Source organism: Bradyrhizobium sp. PMVTL-01, from assembly GCF_051861855.1.
Classification (GTDB): Bacteria; Pseudomonadota; Alphaproteobacteria; order Rhizobiales; family Xanthobacteraceae; genus Bradyrhizobium.
In genome coordinates, this window is the sequence record NZ_CP193983.1 from 1 (window position 1) to 15594 (window position 15594).

At 58.9% G+C, this 15594-nt stretch carries 11 protein-coding genes and 3 pseudogenes; 5 read left to right on the plus strand and 9 right to left on the minus strand.

What is annotated here, in order from left to right; genetic code table 11:
- Positions 1-103 precede the first annotated feature (103 nt).
- The 4 genes and pseudogenes from ACRQ5Q_RS40920 to ACRQ5Q_RS40935 all read left to right on the plus strand — a co-directional run.
- Positions 104-473 (plus strand): annotated as a pseudogene (locus ACRQ5Q_RS40920) (DUF459 domain-containing protein); the annotation flags it as partial.
- A gap of 718 nt (positions 474-1191) precedes the next feature.
- Complete coding sequence (locus ACRQ5Q_RS40925; protein ID WP_439399989.1) at positions 1192-2094, plus strand: polyphosphate kinase 2 family protein; 903 nt, start codon at positions 1192-1194, stop codon at positions 2092-2094.
- Positions 2095-2287: 193 nt separating this feature from the next.
- Positions 2288-2746, plus strand: coding sequence for a hypothetical protein (locus ACRQ5Q_RS40930; protein ID WP_439399990.1), 459 nt, complete (start codon positions 2288-2290; stop codon positions 2744-2746).
- A gap of 40 nt (positions 2747-2786) precedes the next feature.
- Entirely contained in the window at positions 2787-3695 is a 909-nt protein-coding gene (locus ACRQ5Q_RS40935; protein WP_439399991.1) for a lipase family protein, read from the plus strand.
- 130 nt (positions 3696-3825) lie between these two features.
- Here ACRQ5Q_RS40935 and ACRQ5Q_RS40940 read toward each other — a convergent pair whose 3' ends face one another.
- The 5 genes and pseudogenes from ACRQ5Q_RS40940 to ACRQ5Q_RS40960 all read right to left on the minus strand — a co-directional run bounded on the left by ACRQ5Q_RS40940 (position 3826) and on the right by ACRQ5Q_RS40960 (position 8005).
- Positions 3826-4215 carry a hypothetical protein gene (locus ACRQ5Q_RS40940; RefSeq protein ID WP_439399992.1) on the minus strand — a complete coding sequence of 130 codons (390 nt, stop codon included), beginning with the start codon at positions 4213-4215 and terminating at the stop codon, positions 3826-3828.
- Between the two features lie 993 nt (positions 4216-5208).
- Positions 5209-5487: pseudogene (locus ACRQ5Q_RS40945) on the minus strand (hypothetical protein); the annotation flags it as partial.
- A gap of 444 nt (positions 5488-5931) precedes the next feature.
- Positions 5932-6237: pseudogene (locus ACRQ5Q_RS40950) on the minus strand (outer membrane protein); the annotation flags it as partial.
- Positions 6238-6963: 726 nt separating this feature from the next.
- Entirely contained in the window at positions 6964-7209 is a 246-nt protein-coding gene (locus ACRQ5Q_RS40955) for a PilZ domain-containing protein (protein WP_439399993.1), read from the minus strand.
- A 595-nt stretch (positions 7210-7804) separates the two neighbouring features.
- Complete coding sequence (locus ACRQ5Q_RS40960) at positions 7805-8005, minus strand: hypothetical protein (RefSeq protein WP_439399994.1); 201 nt, start codon at positions 8003-8005, stop codon at positions 7805-7807.
- Positions 8006-8159: 154 nt separating this feature from the next.
- Between ACRQ5Q_RS40960 and ACRQ5Q_RS40965 the strand changes: the two genes are divergently transcribed.
- The gene (locus tag ACRQ5Q_RS40965) at positions 8160-9617 is read left to right on the plus strand and encodes an IS4 family transposase (protein WP_439397375.1); all 1458 of its coding nucleotides are present in this window, start codon (positions 8160-8162) and stop codon (positions 9615-9617) included.
- 289 nt (positions 9618-9906) lie between these two features.
- Here ACRQ5Q_RS40965 and ACRQ5Q_RS40970 read toward each other — a convergent pair whose 3' ends face one another.
- The 4 genes from ACRQ5Q_RS40970 to ACRQ5Q_RS40985 all read right to left on the minus strand — a co-directional run bounded on the left by ACRQ5Q_RS40970 (position 9907) and on the right by ACRQ5Q_RS40985 (position 15568).
- Positions 9907-11343: an alpha/beta fold hydrolase gene (locus tag ACRQ5Q_RS40970; protein WP_439399995.1), complete on the minus strand. Its 1437-nt coding sequence runs from the start codon at positions 11341-11343 to the stop codon at positions 9907-9909.
- Between the two features lie 14 nt (positions 11344-11357).
- On the minus strand, positions 11358-12128 hold the full coding sequence (locus tag ACRQ5Q_RS40975) for an SDR family NAD(P)-dependent oxidoreductase (protein ID WP_439399996.1): 771 nt from the start codon (positions 12126-12128) through the stop codon (positions 11358-11360).
- 22 nt (positions 12129-12150) lie between these two features.
- The gene (locus tag ACRQ5Q_RS40980; protein ID WP_439399997.1) at positions 12151-13866 is read right to left on the minus strand and encodes a thiamine pyrophosphate-binding protein; all 1716 of its coding nucleotides are present in this window, start codon (positions 13864-13866) and stop codon (positions 12151-12153) included.
- A gap of 148 nt (positions 13867-14014) precedes the next feature.
- The gene (locus ACRQ5Q_RS40985; protein WP_439399998.1) at positions 14015-15568 is read right to left on the minus strand and encodes an AMP-binding protein; all 1554 of its coding nucleotides are present in this window, start codon (positions 15566-15568) and stop codon (positions 14015-14017) included.
- Between the last annotated feature and the right edge of the window lie 26 nt (positions 15569-15594).

The window sequence follows — 15594 nt, forward strand, 5'->3', positions numbered from 1 at the left end:
TCAGCCGAAAGGCGATCCGCCCGATTGGGCCGCGGCCGCCGAGGGCATCCTCGCTAACAAAAAGCGGACGCCATTGTCCTCATGCTCGGACTCGATGACCGTGCCCGACGTCAATGTGCGGCCGGGTCAACCGGCCTGCGCCCGCTTGCCGGACCGATCCTTCCCTTGGGGGCCCCCTCCATTGGCGCGATCAATTGCTCGGCGCTCCGGGGGCGCCGCCGGTGGCGATCGATGCGCTGGCAGCGCGGGTCTTGGTCAAAGGCGAGCTCTCGTCGCCACCGGCCGGTCGCGCCGACGATTTCGTCTGGCCGCGCCGCGAAGTTGGACGCGAAGGGTCCAAGGACACTCCACTGGCATCGGCTTCGTCGGATGGCAGCGCCCCAGTAATGGGGCCGGCGGTATCGCTAAGCGGAAGAAGCAACGCGGCCAACCCTAGACCAGACGCAACCATACGTCGACCTGCAGGTCAATGACGCGTCTTCTCAGCACATTGTACCGAGGCGAGACGAGATTCGGAACTTCCCGCCTAGCCAGTCTGTCTGAGCGCAGCGACGCCATCGACGTGATCGCAAACAATTGCCGTGCGTGCCTTCACGCCTAGGGCACCTACCAGGCTTCTGGGCTGTCCAGGATCCGGCGCAGCGCTGCTCCCCGTGCGCGTCTTTCCTTGGTAACGGACGCACGAACCACTCCCGCGCTCGTGACATTGCGCCTGAAGGTCTCCACGTTAGGCGACGTTATCACGCCATCCCCTATGTTGACCGAGTAATTGTACGTCGGATTGCAACCTCCGCTTGGCGTAACAAAAATGATGTTCCACGAGCCGTCATGCGAAGAGCGAGCGTCAGCAGCCGTAGCAAGCGGCTGTGCAGCACAGCGAACTAGGATCGCGAGCAAGTGACGATTCATGATGAACCTCCATTGGAATATTTATCACCCTGGCAATTTGTCGTCCTTGACGCGCTCATAAGAGTGTACGTGAACTGAACAGTCCGGTCGGTGAGCGCTGTTGCGGTAGATCAATCGCATTCGGCACGGCTTGTGTATTTTTGCCAAGTAATCCTCTCGAGAGAGTTCCAAGCTGCTCGACAAGCGATACGTGCGAGAGTTCGGCGGTAAAGGCAATTATATGATGTTCCCCGAACCATTTTGCGACGTAATTGATGTGGCAAATGGAGGACTGTGAAAAGAATGCCGAGAGAAGAAGTTCTCGACCTCTTACAGAAATACGTCATCCCTTACCGGGTCACCAAACGCAAGGGCTTCCGGCTAAAGGACTTCGATCCGGGTGACACCGGCGGCCTGCAGATGGAAAAGGCCGAGGCCACGGAGCTCCTCCAAGCCGGCACCGCGTGGCTGGCCGAAGAGCAGGACATGCTCTATGCCCAGGACCGATGGTCCTTGCTGCTCGTCTTCCAGGCGATGGACGCGGCCGGGAAAGACGGCACCATCAAGCACGTCATGTCGGGCGTCAATCCTCAGGGATGCCAAGTGTTCTCGTTCAAGCAACCATCATCGGAAGAAATTGCCCACGACTTCATGTGGCGCTACGCCAGACGCCTGCCGGAGCGAGGACACATTGGCATCTTTAACCGTTCGTACTACGAGGAAGTCCTCGTCGTCCGTGTCCATCCCGAGCTCCTCGAACGGCAGAAGCTGCCCCAGCCGCTCGTCAGCAAGCGGATCTGGGACGAACGGCTCGCCGACATCGCGCATTTCGAGGAATACGCCGCCCGACAGGGTACGAAAATTCTGAAGTTCTTCCTTCACGTGTCGCGCCAGGAGCAGGAGAAGCGCTTTATGGAGCGCCTCGAGCAACCCGAGAAGAACTGGAAATTCTCGCCTTCCGACGTACGCGAACGCAAGTTTTGGGACGAGTACATGCACGCGTTCGAGGAAGCGATTGCGGCGACAGCGTCGAAGCAGGCGCCGTGGTTCGTCGTACCTGCCGACAATAAGTGGTTCAGCCGGCTCCTCGTCGCCGCGGCAACCGTGGAGGCAATGGTGAGCCTCGATCTCGCCTACCCGAAGGTCGATGCGGCGAAGAAGAAAGAGCTCGCGGCCGCGAGACTGGCGCTGTCCCGCGAGCGCTAAGGCATTTTTCCGTCATGCACGCCACCCATATTCAGAACTACCTTGCCCAGGCCGAACGACACACCGACTCGGGCTTTGATCGCGTCGATGAGCCGATCAACGAGGCCCGCGCGCGAGCGTGGACCTGCCGCTCACGTTCGAGGTCGGATCCTCCAGGGTCAAGATCGGCACCTTCGAGATTGGATGATACATCATGAATCCATCAGTGATTTCCGCTGTCGCGGCACTGGGCGGAGCCGTCATAGGCGGACTGACATCTATCGTTGCATCGTGGGTGACTCAACGGATACGAGTCAGGGCAAAGCAGCTCGCGCAGCACAAGCGGCGTCGAATAAAGCTTTACAATGAATTCATCGAGGAGGCCTCGAAGCTCTTTGTCGACGCGTTAGAGCACGAAACTCCAAACCCTTCTGCAGTGATCGGGCTCTACACAATAATCAGCAGAATGCGCATCTTATCCTCAGCGGCGGTTATCGAATGCGCTGAAAAGGTCTGCGATGTTATCGCCGAAATTTACCTTGCGCCCAAAATCACTTCTGATGGACTGCGAGAGACGTTGAAAGGTCGGACATTTCACTCGTTCGACTATGTTCGCGATTTCAGCAAAGCTTGTCGCGCGGAACGAGGAACGGATCTCCCGCAACGCGTCTAGGACGGAACGTTGATTGCTTCGACCGCTACTGGAGGCAGGCATGTCTGCCCACCCAAAACAGCACTGGCCGCCCGATCTCTCACCGAGGCAGTCGGAGGCAGTACCAACCTTACGAGCTGCGTATTCGGATCGCATCTCAGCACTGATGGCGCTTTTCTGTGAGCTTGCCCACGATACGTTTGTGGCCGACCAGTGGCCTGCAGAACAGGCTGGCGCTCCAACGGTTGCGGGAGAGGCAGGCCGCGATGAGCTGAAGCGGCGCCTGGACGCGGGCAGCTTTCGGTTGGTACAGGTTTTCAACAAGAATCAAGGTTTCCTGGCGGTTCGGGAAGGGTATTTTGCGGTTCTTGTGTTTCGAGGCACCGAGGGGAAGGAGTTGCTGGAGACTGATCTTAATCTCAGACTCGTCCCATTACCCGGAAAATGTGGAGTGATGGTGCACTGTGGCTTTCTTGAAGTTTTCAGTCGCTGCAAAACAGAGATTGAAGCTGCTGTTAATGAAAGCGTGCCGTCGACGCTCGCGTTCTACATTACAGGGCATTCCCTCGGCGGTGCACTCGCTCAGATCGCGTCGGCTGCGCTCAACCGAGATAACCTCGCGGCGTGTTACACTTTTGGGTCTCCGCGAGTCGGTACCGCTGGCCTTGATGAGCAGGTTAAGTGCCCACACTACCGAGTGATCAACAATTGGGACCTTGTCCCTGGCCTTCCACTAGGATTCTTCCGTGGCTATCGCCACAATGGGGACCCGAGGCTCTTGACGCCCAAAGCATCGTTTGCACTTCGCCGCGACCGGTACGCCGACTTTCTTTACAATATCGCTGCAATAGTCTTCGTGACACTGCGCACAAGCAAGCTCCTAATCAACGACGATCACATGATCTGGAATTATCGGAGACGACTTGAGGAGATCGCGATGGCGCTTGCTCCGGCTCCCATGATCGCGTAACGGGCCACATTCATCCTTGCCAGATCAGCCCTCGGAACTCGAAGCGGTTGCCATTCTCCGATGCCAGCGGGCGTAGTTAAATGGGCGCTCGCTCCGAGAGGGCGTGGGCCCACGGTGCACCATCCTGCCGCTATCGAGTGGTCGGGACGGTCTTGTTTTTCGGGGTGGTTATTGGGATAGCGCGACCAGCAGCGCTGCGGTGTTGATGAGATTTACCGATTTTCAGTTCACTTGGGCCGACAGTCGAGCCCGATCTGACCCGCCTCAAGACGAGGCGAGACGTCGCGGTTGGGCCGCCGCTCAACTCTTGCGTCCACGTCTTGGACCCGTTGTCGTCGCGAAGATCGAACCAAAGCCGCACAGGTGCCGTGCCGAGATCGAATTCCACCTGCTTGGAGGACCAACTCGCGGCGGAATAGACGAGACGGATATTGTTCGACGGCCAGATCACCTCGAAGAAGTAGTTGTCCTGATCGCCGTTCGCCGAGAATATTTTGGTCTCGATGATCTCCTTCGGCACGGCGGGTCCGAGAGCCGCTGGCTGCGCGGCTGATAAACGGGACTGGACAAGTTCGAGTCTGTCGAGCGTAGTGCCCACTCGCGAAGCGGCGTTCTGCACTCGTGTGCGTAGGCCCAGTTCAAACGACGAGTCTTGCGTGCTCTCCTTCCGCGAAACCTGTTGCCGACTAAGCTCAAGCTCGCCCCAGCGGACTGGAGCGCTCGTTTTTTGCGTCGGATTCAGAAAAGTGAATTCGCCTGGGATCCTTTTTTGAATCAAGTCAGACACCTCGGTCCCAGCTCGTTCTTCGATCCGGAAAAATTGTACTGTCCCTATTTGTCCTAAGTAGAATCCCGAGGCGTCCTAATTCGCTAGCAACCATCGGAACACTTGGACCGTACGTCCATTAATCGACATGAACGGCCAACGGGAATTGGCCTTGGGCATCGAGCGCCGGTACCCTAGGTATTTTCGAGACCGCGCGGCGGAGTTCCGGGCAAAGGCTGACATTTGCGAGCACGAACAGACTAGGCAAACGCTTAGCAAAGCTGCCAATGCCTTTGACGAGATAGCCCGACGCGCCGAGTTGATCCGCACCGCCCAAGACGCCGCAGATAAGGCCGCCTCAGTTAGCGCTAGGTCGGTGCTGCAACCTTTTCCCGCTTAGATAGCTGTGCTTAGATCTCATCGCTTTAGTAGCGGGGGAGTACAATGAGTAATGACCGGATTGTTACGGCAGCCATCATTGCAGTTGGCGCCATCAACACGGTGCTCGTAGCGATAGCTCTCTTGTCCTTCTGAGCACCCGCCATGAATAAGAGGCGGCCTCAGTTGGCGGCCTCATTCTGCGCCCGTGGCCCCGCATCCGTTCTTCGACAGTAACGGCGCGTTGATCTCCTCGAGCTCGATACGGCCATCCTGGACCGCCTCGATGCTCTTGGCGAGCTCGATCAGTTTGCGCGCGGCGGCCCCTGGATCGGAGTAGGGGCGTTCGTTCGTTCAGTTTCGTCATGGCTACCGCTCTTCGGTGGGGTGCACCCACTTGTAAGGAGTGATCTGCCGCGCCTCGGTTAATTTGATCATGCGCGCGGGCGGTGCGTACCGGGGCGTCCGGCAAGAGCGGCATTTCAGGGAAGCTTCCAGGGTCCAGAGCGGCGTATCCGGTGGCCGGCGGATAGCGTCAAGCGGCAGGCTCGCGCGGGTCTTGCAGCGAGCGCACTTGACCTCAAGCCAGCCCAAGCCTCCGTTGAGGCACTGTCCGATCGTGGGTGAGGGCTGGGCAGGGCCGCCGTAAACGTCGCCGGTCGCCAAGCCAGCCTCGAACGACAAGAAGCAGCAGCACTGCGATCAGACGGCGGGCAACAACCATAACTCGCCTTGCTATTGAGCCCAGCTCTGCTCATGCGGGCTGAAGCGGACTTGATATGCTCACACAGAGTTCTTCGGGGCCATGCTGATCCTTGGCTTCTCTGGTCTCGGCTTCCTCGCATGTCGGCGCAAGAGCAAACCGGCGCTCGCCGCCCGATCGATACCGATCGTGATCTGCAAAGGCCGCCTTCGGGCAGCTCACACTGCTAACAAGCCTCGGCTCTGCGGGGAGAGGGCAGATCCTCGGAACGTCTCGTCGGTTTGGATCTGATGGAGCGCCTTGCAATCTTTTCAGACATGGACGTGGAAGCAAATAGGCCGGGCAACATGCGCGGCCTGTTGTGGCGATAAAAAACGTCTAGACGAAAGTCAGTATCTCGCCGCGACAGGGGCTTTTCCCCAGCTGCCGAAGCGGTAGTTGAAGCGCACGGTGACCATATCCACGTCCTGGCTGATCCGGCCGCCTAGGAGGGTGACCCCACCCGGCGCGATCGCGCCTGCGCCTGCGAAGGTGCGGTCGTCATGCCCCATCCAGACATGGTGGTATTCAATACCGACCGACCAGTTCGGCGCGAAGCCATACTCCCAGCCGACACCCGCCGTGCCGCCCCAGCGCGTGTTACTTGCCGAGACCAGACCGACCCCGGTGAGGTTGTTGAAGACATCAAGGCGATTGCACGGCGCTTCGGGGCGGTCCCGCGTTTTGCTTTCAACCCTCCCGCGCTGCGTCGTCGCGCGGAAGCCGCGCAATTTCAGCCGAGGCCAAGCCCTATAGCTCCCGCTCCATAGGAAGGGCGCCGCGAGTTTGCCACTCAAAGGAACTGCCCTGCTGCTGAGCCACAGGTTTAGTGCTGTGTCTGATCTAGTGTTTTGAGCAAAGCGTGGAGAAACGCGCTCGCATGATCATAATTTAAGTTGCCGTCGGCTACCGCGTGAGCGCATGGACCAAGCACGCTACCCACAATTTCCGGATTAAGTGCCTCGACGCGCTCGGACCACCGATCGAGGAGGCTATCAGAGATATTTGGACTCGACGCAAAGAGCTTCAGAAGTCGAGACGCACCAGCGTGGTTGTTGTTCAGCTGTGCGGCGAAAGCATAGAGCGCGAACAAGCCACGGAAATCCTCACGGGATACTAGTCGCGGGGCCATGGAAATTCTCCGACTGAAAAAAGCGAGTAAGCAAATCAAATGCACGTTAGGGCATTTTGCTCAGCCTGAATAGAGTCTGGAAATAGATTTAGTGGCGCCGGAATCCGTAGTGAGCAACGCGGACGGATGCTCCTAGCGGTTAAAGCTTAGCGCGCGAAGACGGAGGCGCCCACTATCATTTGTTACGCTTCGTCTTTAGCTGCATTGGAGCGGCATGCGATGTGCCGGGCTTTGCGGGAGCGGCCCGAAGTCAATTGAAAAATCTGACGCCGCACGTCGTTCCGCGCCGCCATACCACACAGCAGCGCGTCGTCGTTTTGAAGCCATCAGGCGACAGATCAAAATCCGAAGAAAAAATGTAAAACGGGCTGTGCAATTTAGCTCCGCGCTCGGTGACATCCTTTACCATGCAGACGTGAACGCCGGAAATTCCATCAAAATGAAGCATCGCGGGCTGGTTGATTTCAATGCGCTCTAGGGATCGTCGCTCAATCATCGGGCCACCTCCAAGAAGTCATAGGACCAAAGCCCTTTGAGGCAGTAATCGGCACAGACTACTCGATCGCACTGAGGCTTAAAAGGCCGGGAGGTTGACTCTTTAAAATTGTACAAGTCAGGATCCGGTAGTTGCCCGTCTTAACCAGAAGCGCTCAACGGCGCGCGACAACATCGGATCCCCTTGCTGATTTAATGCGTATAACCTTGGTTTTATTGTCCACTGTGTCGATCGCGGTACACCGCATCGGCCGGAATCGCCGTAGGCTCCAGATGCGTCTCTTATGGCGCTTACTCCCTGCACTTGAGCCCGCCGGGAATGGCGGGCTTCCTTCGATGCAGTAAATGGCCCTCGCTTTGCGAGAGGCGGGACCTAAAGACTGCGCTATCACATCGGCGGGGTGCCATCTCTCGATGGTCGGTCCCTAACCGTGCTGGTACGCAGGCCGAGCATCTGGCCATCCCGCTCGGCTGCTCAAACGTCCCTGGATTGCAGCCGCGCGACAACGTCTTTTCAATATTTACGTAAGTGATCAAGATTAAGACGCGCCGTCCTTAAGGAGCCGGACATATGTCCCGCTCTCGTGCAGCTCGAGTTAGCCGCGTTCGACCGCGTGCTTGATCCCGGCGCCAAACTCGGCTCCGCTGGCCTTCGGGGTGTACAGGAACGGCGCGTTGATTTTCTCGATGTGGATCCGGCCGTCCTGCATCGGCTCGATGCCGCCCGCGATCTCGACCAGCTTGCGCGCTGCGGCCTCTGGATCGGCAAAAGGCCGGCTCGGGGCGAACTTAGTCACGCCGCGCCCTGACGATCCACGTATCCGTCCGGTGAAGCTTTCAATTACCCATAACTTTGACCACTCGGCCTGATTTGCTGATCGGCGAAATCTTGAGTCGAAAGAATCACTTGTGATTCCTTGCTGAGCACCTGATTCGCGAGGGGGGTGCTCTATGGGGCTGACATTAAGGGATCGATCGGCAAGAGGCCGGTTGCGATCCTTGGAGGGTGAATGTTGGATTGATCGAGAGACTAGTGGATGCGAGTTTAGGGACGCGCGGCTGGGCGACAGATTCCGCAAGCTGCTCACGCAGATTGGAAGCGCCATGGGACAAAGCATTCCGCTCGTCTGCCAGGATTGGGCGAATACCAAGGCAGCCTACCGCTTCTTCTCTAATGACCGGGTCAGCGAAGCGGACATTCTGGCCGGCCATTTCCAATCGACAAGTGATCGCGCCGCAGCCACAAAAGGTCTCGTTCTTGTGCTGCATGACACAACCGAATTTAGCTATCGGCGCGAAAATTCCGAAGCAATCGGCATCACCAAGAGCATAAACAGTGGATGGGATAAGGCGGGGCGCCTCAGATCTCACACGGTTTGCGGCATCCTCATGCATTCGAGCCTCGCAGTTACAATCGAGGGTGTGCCGCTGGGGTTGGCGGCCGTTAAGTTCTGGACCCGGAAGAAATTCAAGGGGACGGCAGCGCTTAAAAGGAAGATCAATCCGACCCGGGTTCCCATCGAGAAAAAGGAAAGCGTCCGGTGGTTGGAAAATCTCAAGCAGTCTACGCAACTCTTGGATCATCCGGGACGATGCATCCATATTGGTGATCGCGAGAGTGACATCTACGAGCTCTTCTGCGCAGCGCAGGAGATCGGAACCCATTTCCTGATCAGGACCTGCGTCGACCGCTTGGCTGGAGACGGGGATCACACGATCGCTGACGAAATGGACGAGGTCGCCGTCAAAGGGCTCCATCGCATCGAAGTCAGAGACAGCAACGGCGATCCCGACCAGGCCATTCTTGAGATCAGGTATCGCAAGATTCGCGTCCTGCCGCCGATTGGAAAGCAGAAGCGCTATCCCGCTCTGACCCTGACGGTGATCCATGCCGAAGAGCGCGGAACGCCGAAAAACAGGAAGAAGATCGATTGGAAGCTGATCACCGACCTGCCTGTTGGTTCCCGCACCGACGCCATTGAGAAGCTGGAATGGTATGGTTTGAGATGGAAGATCGAGGTGTTCCACAAGATCCTCAAATCGGGCTGCAAAGCTGAGGAGTCGAAGCTCAGGACCGCCCAGCGTCTGACCAATCTGATCTCGCTCTTTTGCATCCTGAGTTGGCGGGTCTTCTGGATGACGATGCTCAACCGTTCCGCCCCAGACGCGCCGCCAACCCTCGCGTTGACTGCGACTGAAATCGGCGTGCTCGATCGCCTCGTCAACGATAAACCAAAAGCAAGACGCAAAACGCTCTCGCACTATCTGATCAAGATTGCCCGACTCGGCGGTTACCTCGCCCGTGCCAGCGATCCGCCGCCCGGCAATACGGTCATGTGGCGCGGGCTGTCACGCCTCACTGACATCGCACTGGGCGCCATGGTCGGAGGAGAATTTGTGGGTAATTGAAAGCCGGTGAAGGACGCCTTGCGGAATGGGGCGTGTCAACCCTAGCCACTGTCAATGGAAATGCGACTCAAGGCAACCCGGGCCGCTCCTAGGGAACGTTCATTCTTGTCCCCGAATGCATCTTGATTGCTTTGGCAACTGTGCGCGGGTTAAAGTTCAATGCGCAGATCACTTCCTTCTTTTTCAGCCCAGATTGGCCTCGAGAAAACTGCGAACACGCTCGATGTTGTACAGAAAACCCTTCACACAAGCGGACATCCGTCCGCTGCACGACTATGAACTGCTCCACCTATTCGACACCGTTCGGAGCCGATCCCGCAAGTGGGCGTACTATCAATTCGATGCCGATGCCGCGCAACATCTGAGGGAGTTCGAGAATACTCTGTAGCGTGAACCAACCCCTTGAGATGAAATGCGTCCGCGGTCCGTTCGGTATTGTTCGCTTGGCTGCGTCTAGAACGATCACGTCGGAAATCCATTTGTCGTGCGATTTCGCGATTTCCAGCGCCTGAGCCATATCGATCGAATGTGTGATCAGGACGGCTTTTCGGCCCACGCGCTCCGCAACGTCGCGAATGGCATTTGAGGCCGCTCGCTCATGCGCGGACCGGTGGAAACCGACAGAAAGCCTCGTTATCACCGGACGGTAACCAATGGCCCGGAGCCAAGCCGACAGCGGCAGAATCATGAGGTCGGTGCCAAGCTGCGGTGTCACCAGGAGAACCGGCTTGCCGTCCCCGTAACAGGACACGCTGCCCGCCATGATCGCCTGTCGGGCGGAAGTGAGAGATTTGTATGAGGCTGACGTCAAGGCAAGCGGCCACGTCGCAAACATGTCGACCACGGATGCAAACGGGTTCGATGCCGCCCGCCCCACGTGTTCATGATGCTGGGCAGCAAGTGCGGTGGCTTGTCCTTGGTCCACGGAAGCGAGAAACGCGACGATGTGGTGGATACATTCTTCCGTGCTTTCCCAGAGCACGCGATGCCCGCCGTCAGGAACGACAATCAGCTTCGCGTTCGGAATGCGATTGACCATCAAGCGCGAGTTCTGGGGCGGGATGAGTTCGTCCAGACCGCCAGTGAGCACGAGAGTAGGGCAGCGAATGTCCTTCAGCGACTTCGATCCATCGAACTCTGCAAATGCCTGAAATTGCAGATCGGCGGCATGCAGGGGCGTGGGTAACGCGATCTCGCGCCGTGTCTGATCCACGGCGGCGCTTTGATTTTGAGCCAAATATGCAGGCGCGTAGGTGACTTTCCAGATTTGCCGTGCGGCCTGCTCTGGCGAGAGACCATCGAGATCGCGCATGACCCGAACGACGTTAGCATCTGCGTAGGTGGCGTCAACGCCCCCGCACATGGTCGCACAGAGGATGAGGCTGGTCACGCGCTCGGGAAACTGGCTTACGAATTCCTGGGCAATCGCGCCGCCCATCGAATAGCCCATCAGATGGATTCGCCCGATATCAAGCACGTCGAGCAAGTCATGGATGTCGCGCGCCATGTTGGCCAGGGCATAGCCGTGAACCGGCTTCTCGCTTCGTCCGGTCCCGCGATTATCGAGTGTGATGACTGTGAACTGGCGCGCCAGCGTGTCGAGGAACGCTATCGGCCATGCTGCGGAGCTCAGCCGATAACCCATCACGAGAACCAGCGGCGGCCCGCTACCCTGCACCTGGTACGCGATGTCGATCCCATTGACCCCAGCGATTTGCATCGTCATTTCGCTCGTTTAGTTCAAAGTCCAGACACGAGGTGACCGCCGTCAACTGCGACGACACTGCCGGTCATGAATGATCCCGCGTTAGAAATCAGCAGGAGCAGCGGTCCGTCAAGTTCATGAATCTTGCCGAGGCGACGTTGTGGCACGCGCTTGATCAGCGCCTTGCCGTAATCGCTCTCGAAAAAGTCTTCGTTGAGTTCGGTGGCGAAATAGCCCGGTGCAAGAGCATTCACCCGGATGCCGTAGCGCGCCCATTCGAGCGCGAGCGCCTTGGTCATCTGGATCACGCCGGCCTTGGAAACAGCATACGGAGCGACGGCGCCGGCGACGCGCAGCCCTAAAATCGACGCGATATTGACGATCGAGCCATCAACCTTGTTGGTGATCATTCGCCGCGCTGCAGCTTGCGCGACGAGCCAGACACCCTTGAGATTGGTGTTGACGACGCTGTCCCAGTTTCCTTCATCCTGTTCGAGCGCGGGCCTGGTTGCCGTGACACCGGCGTTGTTGACGACGGCATGAATGGGACCGAAGGTCGCTTCGGCTTGCTGGATTGCTTCATCGACCTTATCGGCCATCGTGACGTCGAGCATGAGGCCCTGCGCCGTACCCCCCGATGCATCGATGTCGGCGACCACCGATCTCAGTGCGTCGACACGCCGCGCGGCCAGCGTGACCTTCGCGCCATGGCCGGCTAGGAATCGTCCAAAATGTCGGCCAAACCCGCTCGAACCGCCGGTCACCAGGATGTGTCGATCGCGTATTTCAAACACAGCTTTCTCCAAAGTTGGCGTCCGCGAGACGGCTTTATGAAGACGCCCGCCATTTGCGCTCGGCCTCATCCCAAGCCGCGAGCGGTTGGAGGTCCGGAACCCACGCAAGTCCGGTCTTGCCGTCGGATGAGATGGCGTCGGGCGTCACAACCATATCGAGGAGGGCAGGACGATTGGCGAGCGCGCGCTCGATCGCCGGTCCAAGCTGTTCCTCGGTCTCGACCCGCTCTGCGTGCATGCCGAACGACCGTGCCATGCCTGCATAGTCGGCCACTTGCAATCGGGTCCCGACCACCTTGCCATGCGTGACGGTCTGATCATGAACCTCGATCTGCCAGGCGCCATTGTTGGCAACGACGATCAGGACGGGTGCCTTGTGGCGAACGGCAGTGTCCACCTCGATGGCGTTGAATCCGAAAGCACCATCGCCCGTCGCCACCACGACCGGCTTGTCTGGGAAGGCAAGGCTGGCAGCTATGCCATATGGCACGCCGACGCCGATGCAGCCGAACGGACCGGGATCAAGCGTCAGCGGAGCGTTGAGTCCGACGCGCGCAAAAGCGAGGAAATCGCCGCCATCTGTGATGACGACGGAGTCATTGCCGAGCGCTCGTTGCAAGGCCGACAGCACCTTGTTTGGGTGGAGTTTCCCGTCGGAACCATTTGGTGCGGTCGCCATGGATGCCTGCAGCTTCTTTGCGCGTTGCTCGTGTCCGGCGCGCAGCTTCGCCGCCCACAGGCGATCGACCTTGGATTCCCGATTGCCTGCATGCTCCACCATGGCGCGCAATGTCTCGGCAGGAGAAGCCAGGATCTCAACCGCGCCGCGGCGGTTATCGCGCATTTCGGACGGTGCATCGCCGATGCGAACGAACTTCGCGTCCTGGAACACGGAAGGAGAGCCGTAGGCGAGCTGGAAGTCGAGCCGTCGGCCGACCGTCAGCACAACATCGGCGTCGCTCATCACTGCGCCGCGCATCGCGCCGACGACCGATGGATGGCTGTCCGCCACCAGTCCGCGGCTCTCGCCGGTGTCGAGGTAGACGGCGCCAAGGCGATCGAGCAATGAAATCAGCTCGGGTCCCGCGCCACGGGCGCCTCGGCCGGAAATTACCAGAACGCGGCGAGCGGACCAGAGCATGTCGACCGCTCTTGAGACCTGCGTCGGATCAGGCCGCGTGACCGCACGCGGCTTTGGCGCGAGGTGCTCTTCTAGTTGCAGCGCCTTCGGCACGATGCCGCGCAACGTGTCGGTGGGGAAATCGATGTAAGACGGGCCCGGCTCGCCTCCTTCGCCAAGGGCGCGCGAGATGGCCTCATCCAGCTCCTGAAGCACCAAGGAGGGTTCGCGAACCGTACGGGCATAGCGGGTGATGGAACGCACGAGTTGTGTGTGATCCATGTCCTGAAGTCCGCCGCGGTTCTCCTGAGGGCGCGGGTTGCCGCCGGAGAGCACCAGCACCGGTGCGCGCGACACATGAGCGTTAGCAATCCCGGTGATGGCATTGGTCATGCCGGGGCCTGCCGTGACCAGTGCGACGCCGAGCTCGCCGGTCAGTTCCGCATGGGCCTGCGCCATGTGCACAGCGGCGCGTTCGTCACGAACGTCGATGATGCGGATGCCTTCCGCATCGAGGCGCATCCAGATCGGCATGATGTGCCCGCCGCAGAGCGCGAACACGCGCGCAATACCGCGACGCTTCAGGAGACGTGCAATCAGGTCGGCAGCACTATCGGGCAGGACTTTCATATGACAACTCCCTCTTCGGGTGACCGATTTCATCTAGTCTGGGCTAATCATCCGACCACCGGCACGGTCAGGACAGCGGATAGTGAGGCGAAGGCGAGCAGGTCACGCCGGCTTCTAGGCCGCAAGCCTCGCGATCTGATACTTATATTCAGCCGCTGAACTTCTTCCTCAGCTCGCGATGAAGAACCTTGCCGGTCGCGTTGCGCGGCATCTCGCTTTCTGCGATGAAAGCATAGGATCGCGGACGCTTGTACCCGGCAAGCCGCTCCTTCGACCATTCCATCAAGTCTGCTTCCTTCAGGGTCGCGCCATCATGCAGCACGATAACTGCGTGAACGCGCTCACCCCACTTTGCGTCAGGCAGCCCGACCACCGCGACATCCTTGACGAGCGGATGCGCGCCTACCAGAGCCTCGATTTCGGATGGATAGATATTCTCGCCGCCCGAGATAATCATGTTACTCTTGCGATCCGAGAGGTGAATGTAGCCATCCTCGTCGCGGCGGGCCATGTCGCCAACCGAGCAGTAGTCGCCGCGGAAAGCTTCCTTGGTTTTCTCAGGCAAGCGCCAGTAACAGTCAAAGGTATGGGCGTTACAGGAATAGAGTTCGCCGGCCTGACCGTCTGGAACCTCGTTGCCCGCGTCGTCTAGAATCTTGATCGGAGCTGCGCCGACGCATTCGCGGCCGACGGAGCCCAGCTTGCTGAATTGCTCGTGCGGATGAAGCATGGTGACCCAGCCTGTCTCGGTGGCGCCATAGAGCTCGAACAGGCCGGAGTTTGGGAACATCTCCATGATTTCCCGCTTGGTCTCGGGACGTGCGGGTGCGGATGAGATCATCAGCTTGGTCACGGCATCATAGTTGAACTTGCTACGAACAGCCTTAGGCAAGCCTAACATCATGATGTAGTGCGTCGGCACCAGTGAGGTGAACGTCGAGCCACCTTCGGCCAACGTCCTGACCGCGTGCTCGGGATCAAAGCTCTTGCGCGAGTAGATCGAGTTCACGCCGCCGCTATAACCGAACGCACCGAAGAAGTTCAGCGAATTGGCGTGACACATCGGCATGACAAGCAGGGCGCCGTCATTGCGGTGCAGACCAAGCTCAATCTCGGTGACCATCGACAGCAGAACCGCGCTGCGGTGGCTGCGCACCACCCCCTTCGGGTTGCCGGTCGTGCCGGAAGTGTACATCAGCGTCCAGGGATCCGAGAGCACGACGATCTGTGACGGCTCGCGGCCGCTGCCGGCTGCAAGAATGTCCTCGTATGGCCGGTAGCCGGCCGGGCACGGCCGGGTACCGAAATGAATGAAGCGGTCCTGCTTGATCGGCAAATCCTTGCGGATTTCCTCGACAAGGCCAAGCAGTTCGTCCTGGACGATGATGGCCGAGGCTTCCGCATTTTCGACGATGAACTGCACTTCCTTGCCGATCAGACGAAAGTTGATCGGCAGCGCGACCAGGCCGGCCTTTGCGCTGGCAGCAAAAATCTCGCACCATTCCACGCAATTATAGGCGAGGACAGCGACTCGATCGCCCTTGGCAAGTCCCAGCCCGAGGAGGGCGTTTGCCAGTCGGCACGAACGCTCGTTCCATTGCGAGAAGGTCATGGTGCGTTCGAGGTCGCGGGCGCCAATGCGGTTGGGCGTGACCCGCGCGTGCACCGACAGCATTTGTCCGAAGTTCAGAAGGTCTTTCATGTTTTTGCTCCGCAGGGCGTGAGTCA

What these genes read in the sequence shown, in the direction of transcription:
- ACRQ5Q_RS40925 (WP_439399989.1), top strand. Translation starts at nt 1,192, where the DNA reads ATGCCGAGAGAAGAAGTTCTCGACCTCTTACAGAAATACGTCATCCCT.
- ACRQ5Q_RS40930 (WP_439399990.1), top strand. Translation starts at nt 2,288, where the DNA reads ATGAATCCATCAGTGATTTCCGCTGTCGCGGCACTGGGCGGAGCCGTC.
- ACRQ5Q_RS40935 (WP_439399991.1), top strand. Translation starts at nt 2,787, where the DNA reads ATGTCTGCCCACCCAAAACAGCACTGGCCGCCCGATCTCTCACCGAGG.
- ACRQ5Q_RS40955 (WP_439399993.1), bottom strand. Translation starts at nt 7,209, where the DNA reads ATGATTGAGCGACGATCCCTAGAGCGCATTGAAATCAACCAGCCCGCG.
- ACRQ5Q_RS40965 (WP_439397375.1), top strand. Translation starts at nt 8,160, where the DNA reads ATGGGGCTGACATTAAGGGATCGATCGGCAAGAGGCCGGTTGCGATCC.
- ACRQ5Q_RS40970 (WP_439399995.1), bottom strand. Translation starts at nt 11,343, where the DNA reads ATGACGATGCAAATCGCTGGGGTCAATGGGATCGACATCGCGTACCAG.
- ACRQ5Q_RS40980 (WP_439399997.1), bottom strand. Translation starts at nt 13,866, where the DNA reads ATGAAAGTCCTGCCCGATAGTGCTGCCGACCTGATTGCACGTCTCCTG.
- ACRQ5Q_RS40985 (WP_439399998.1), bottom strand. Translation starts at nt 15,568, where the DNA reads ATGAAAGACCTTCTGAACTTCGGACAAATGCTGTCGGTGCACGCGCGG.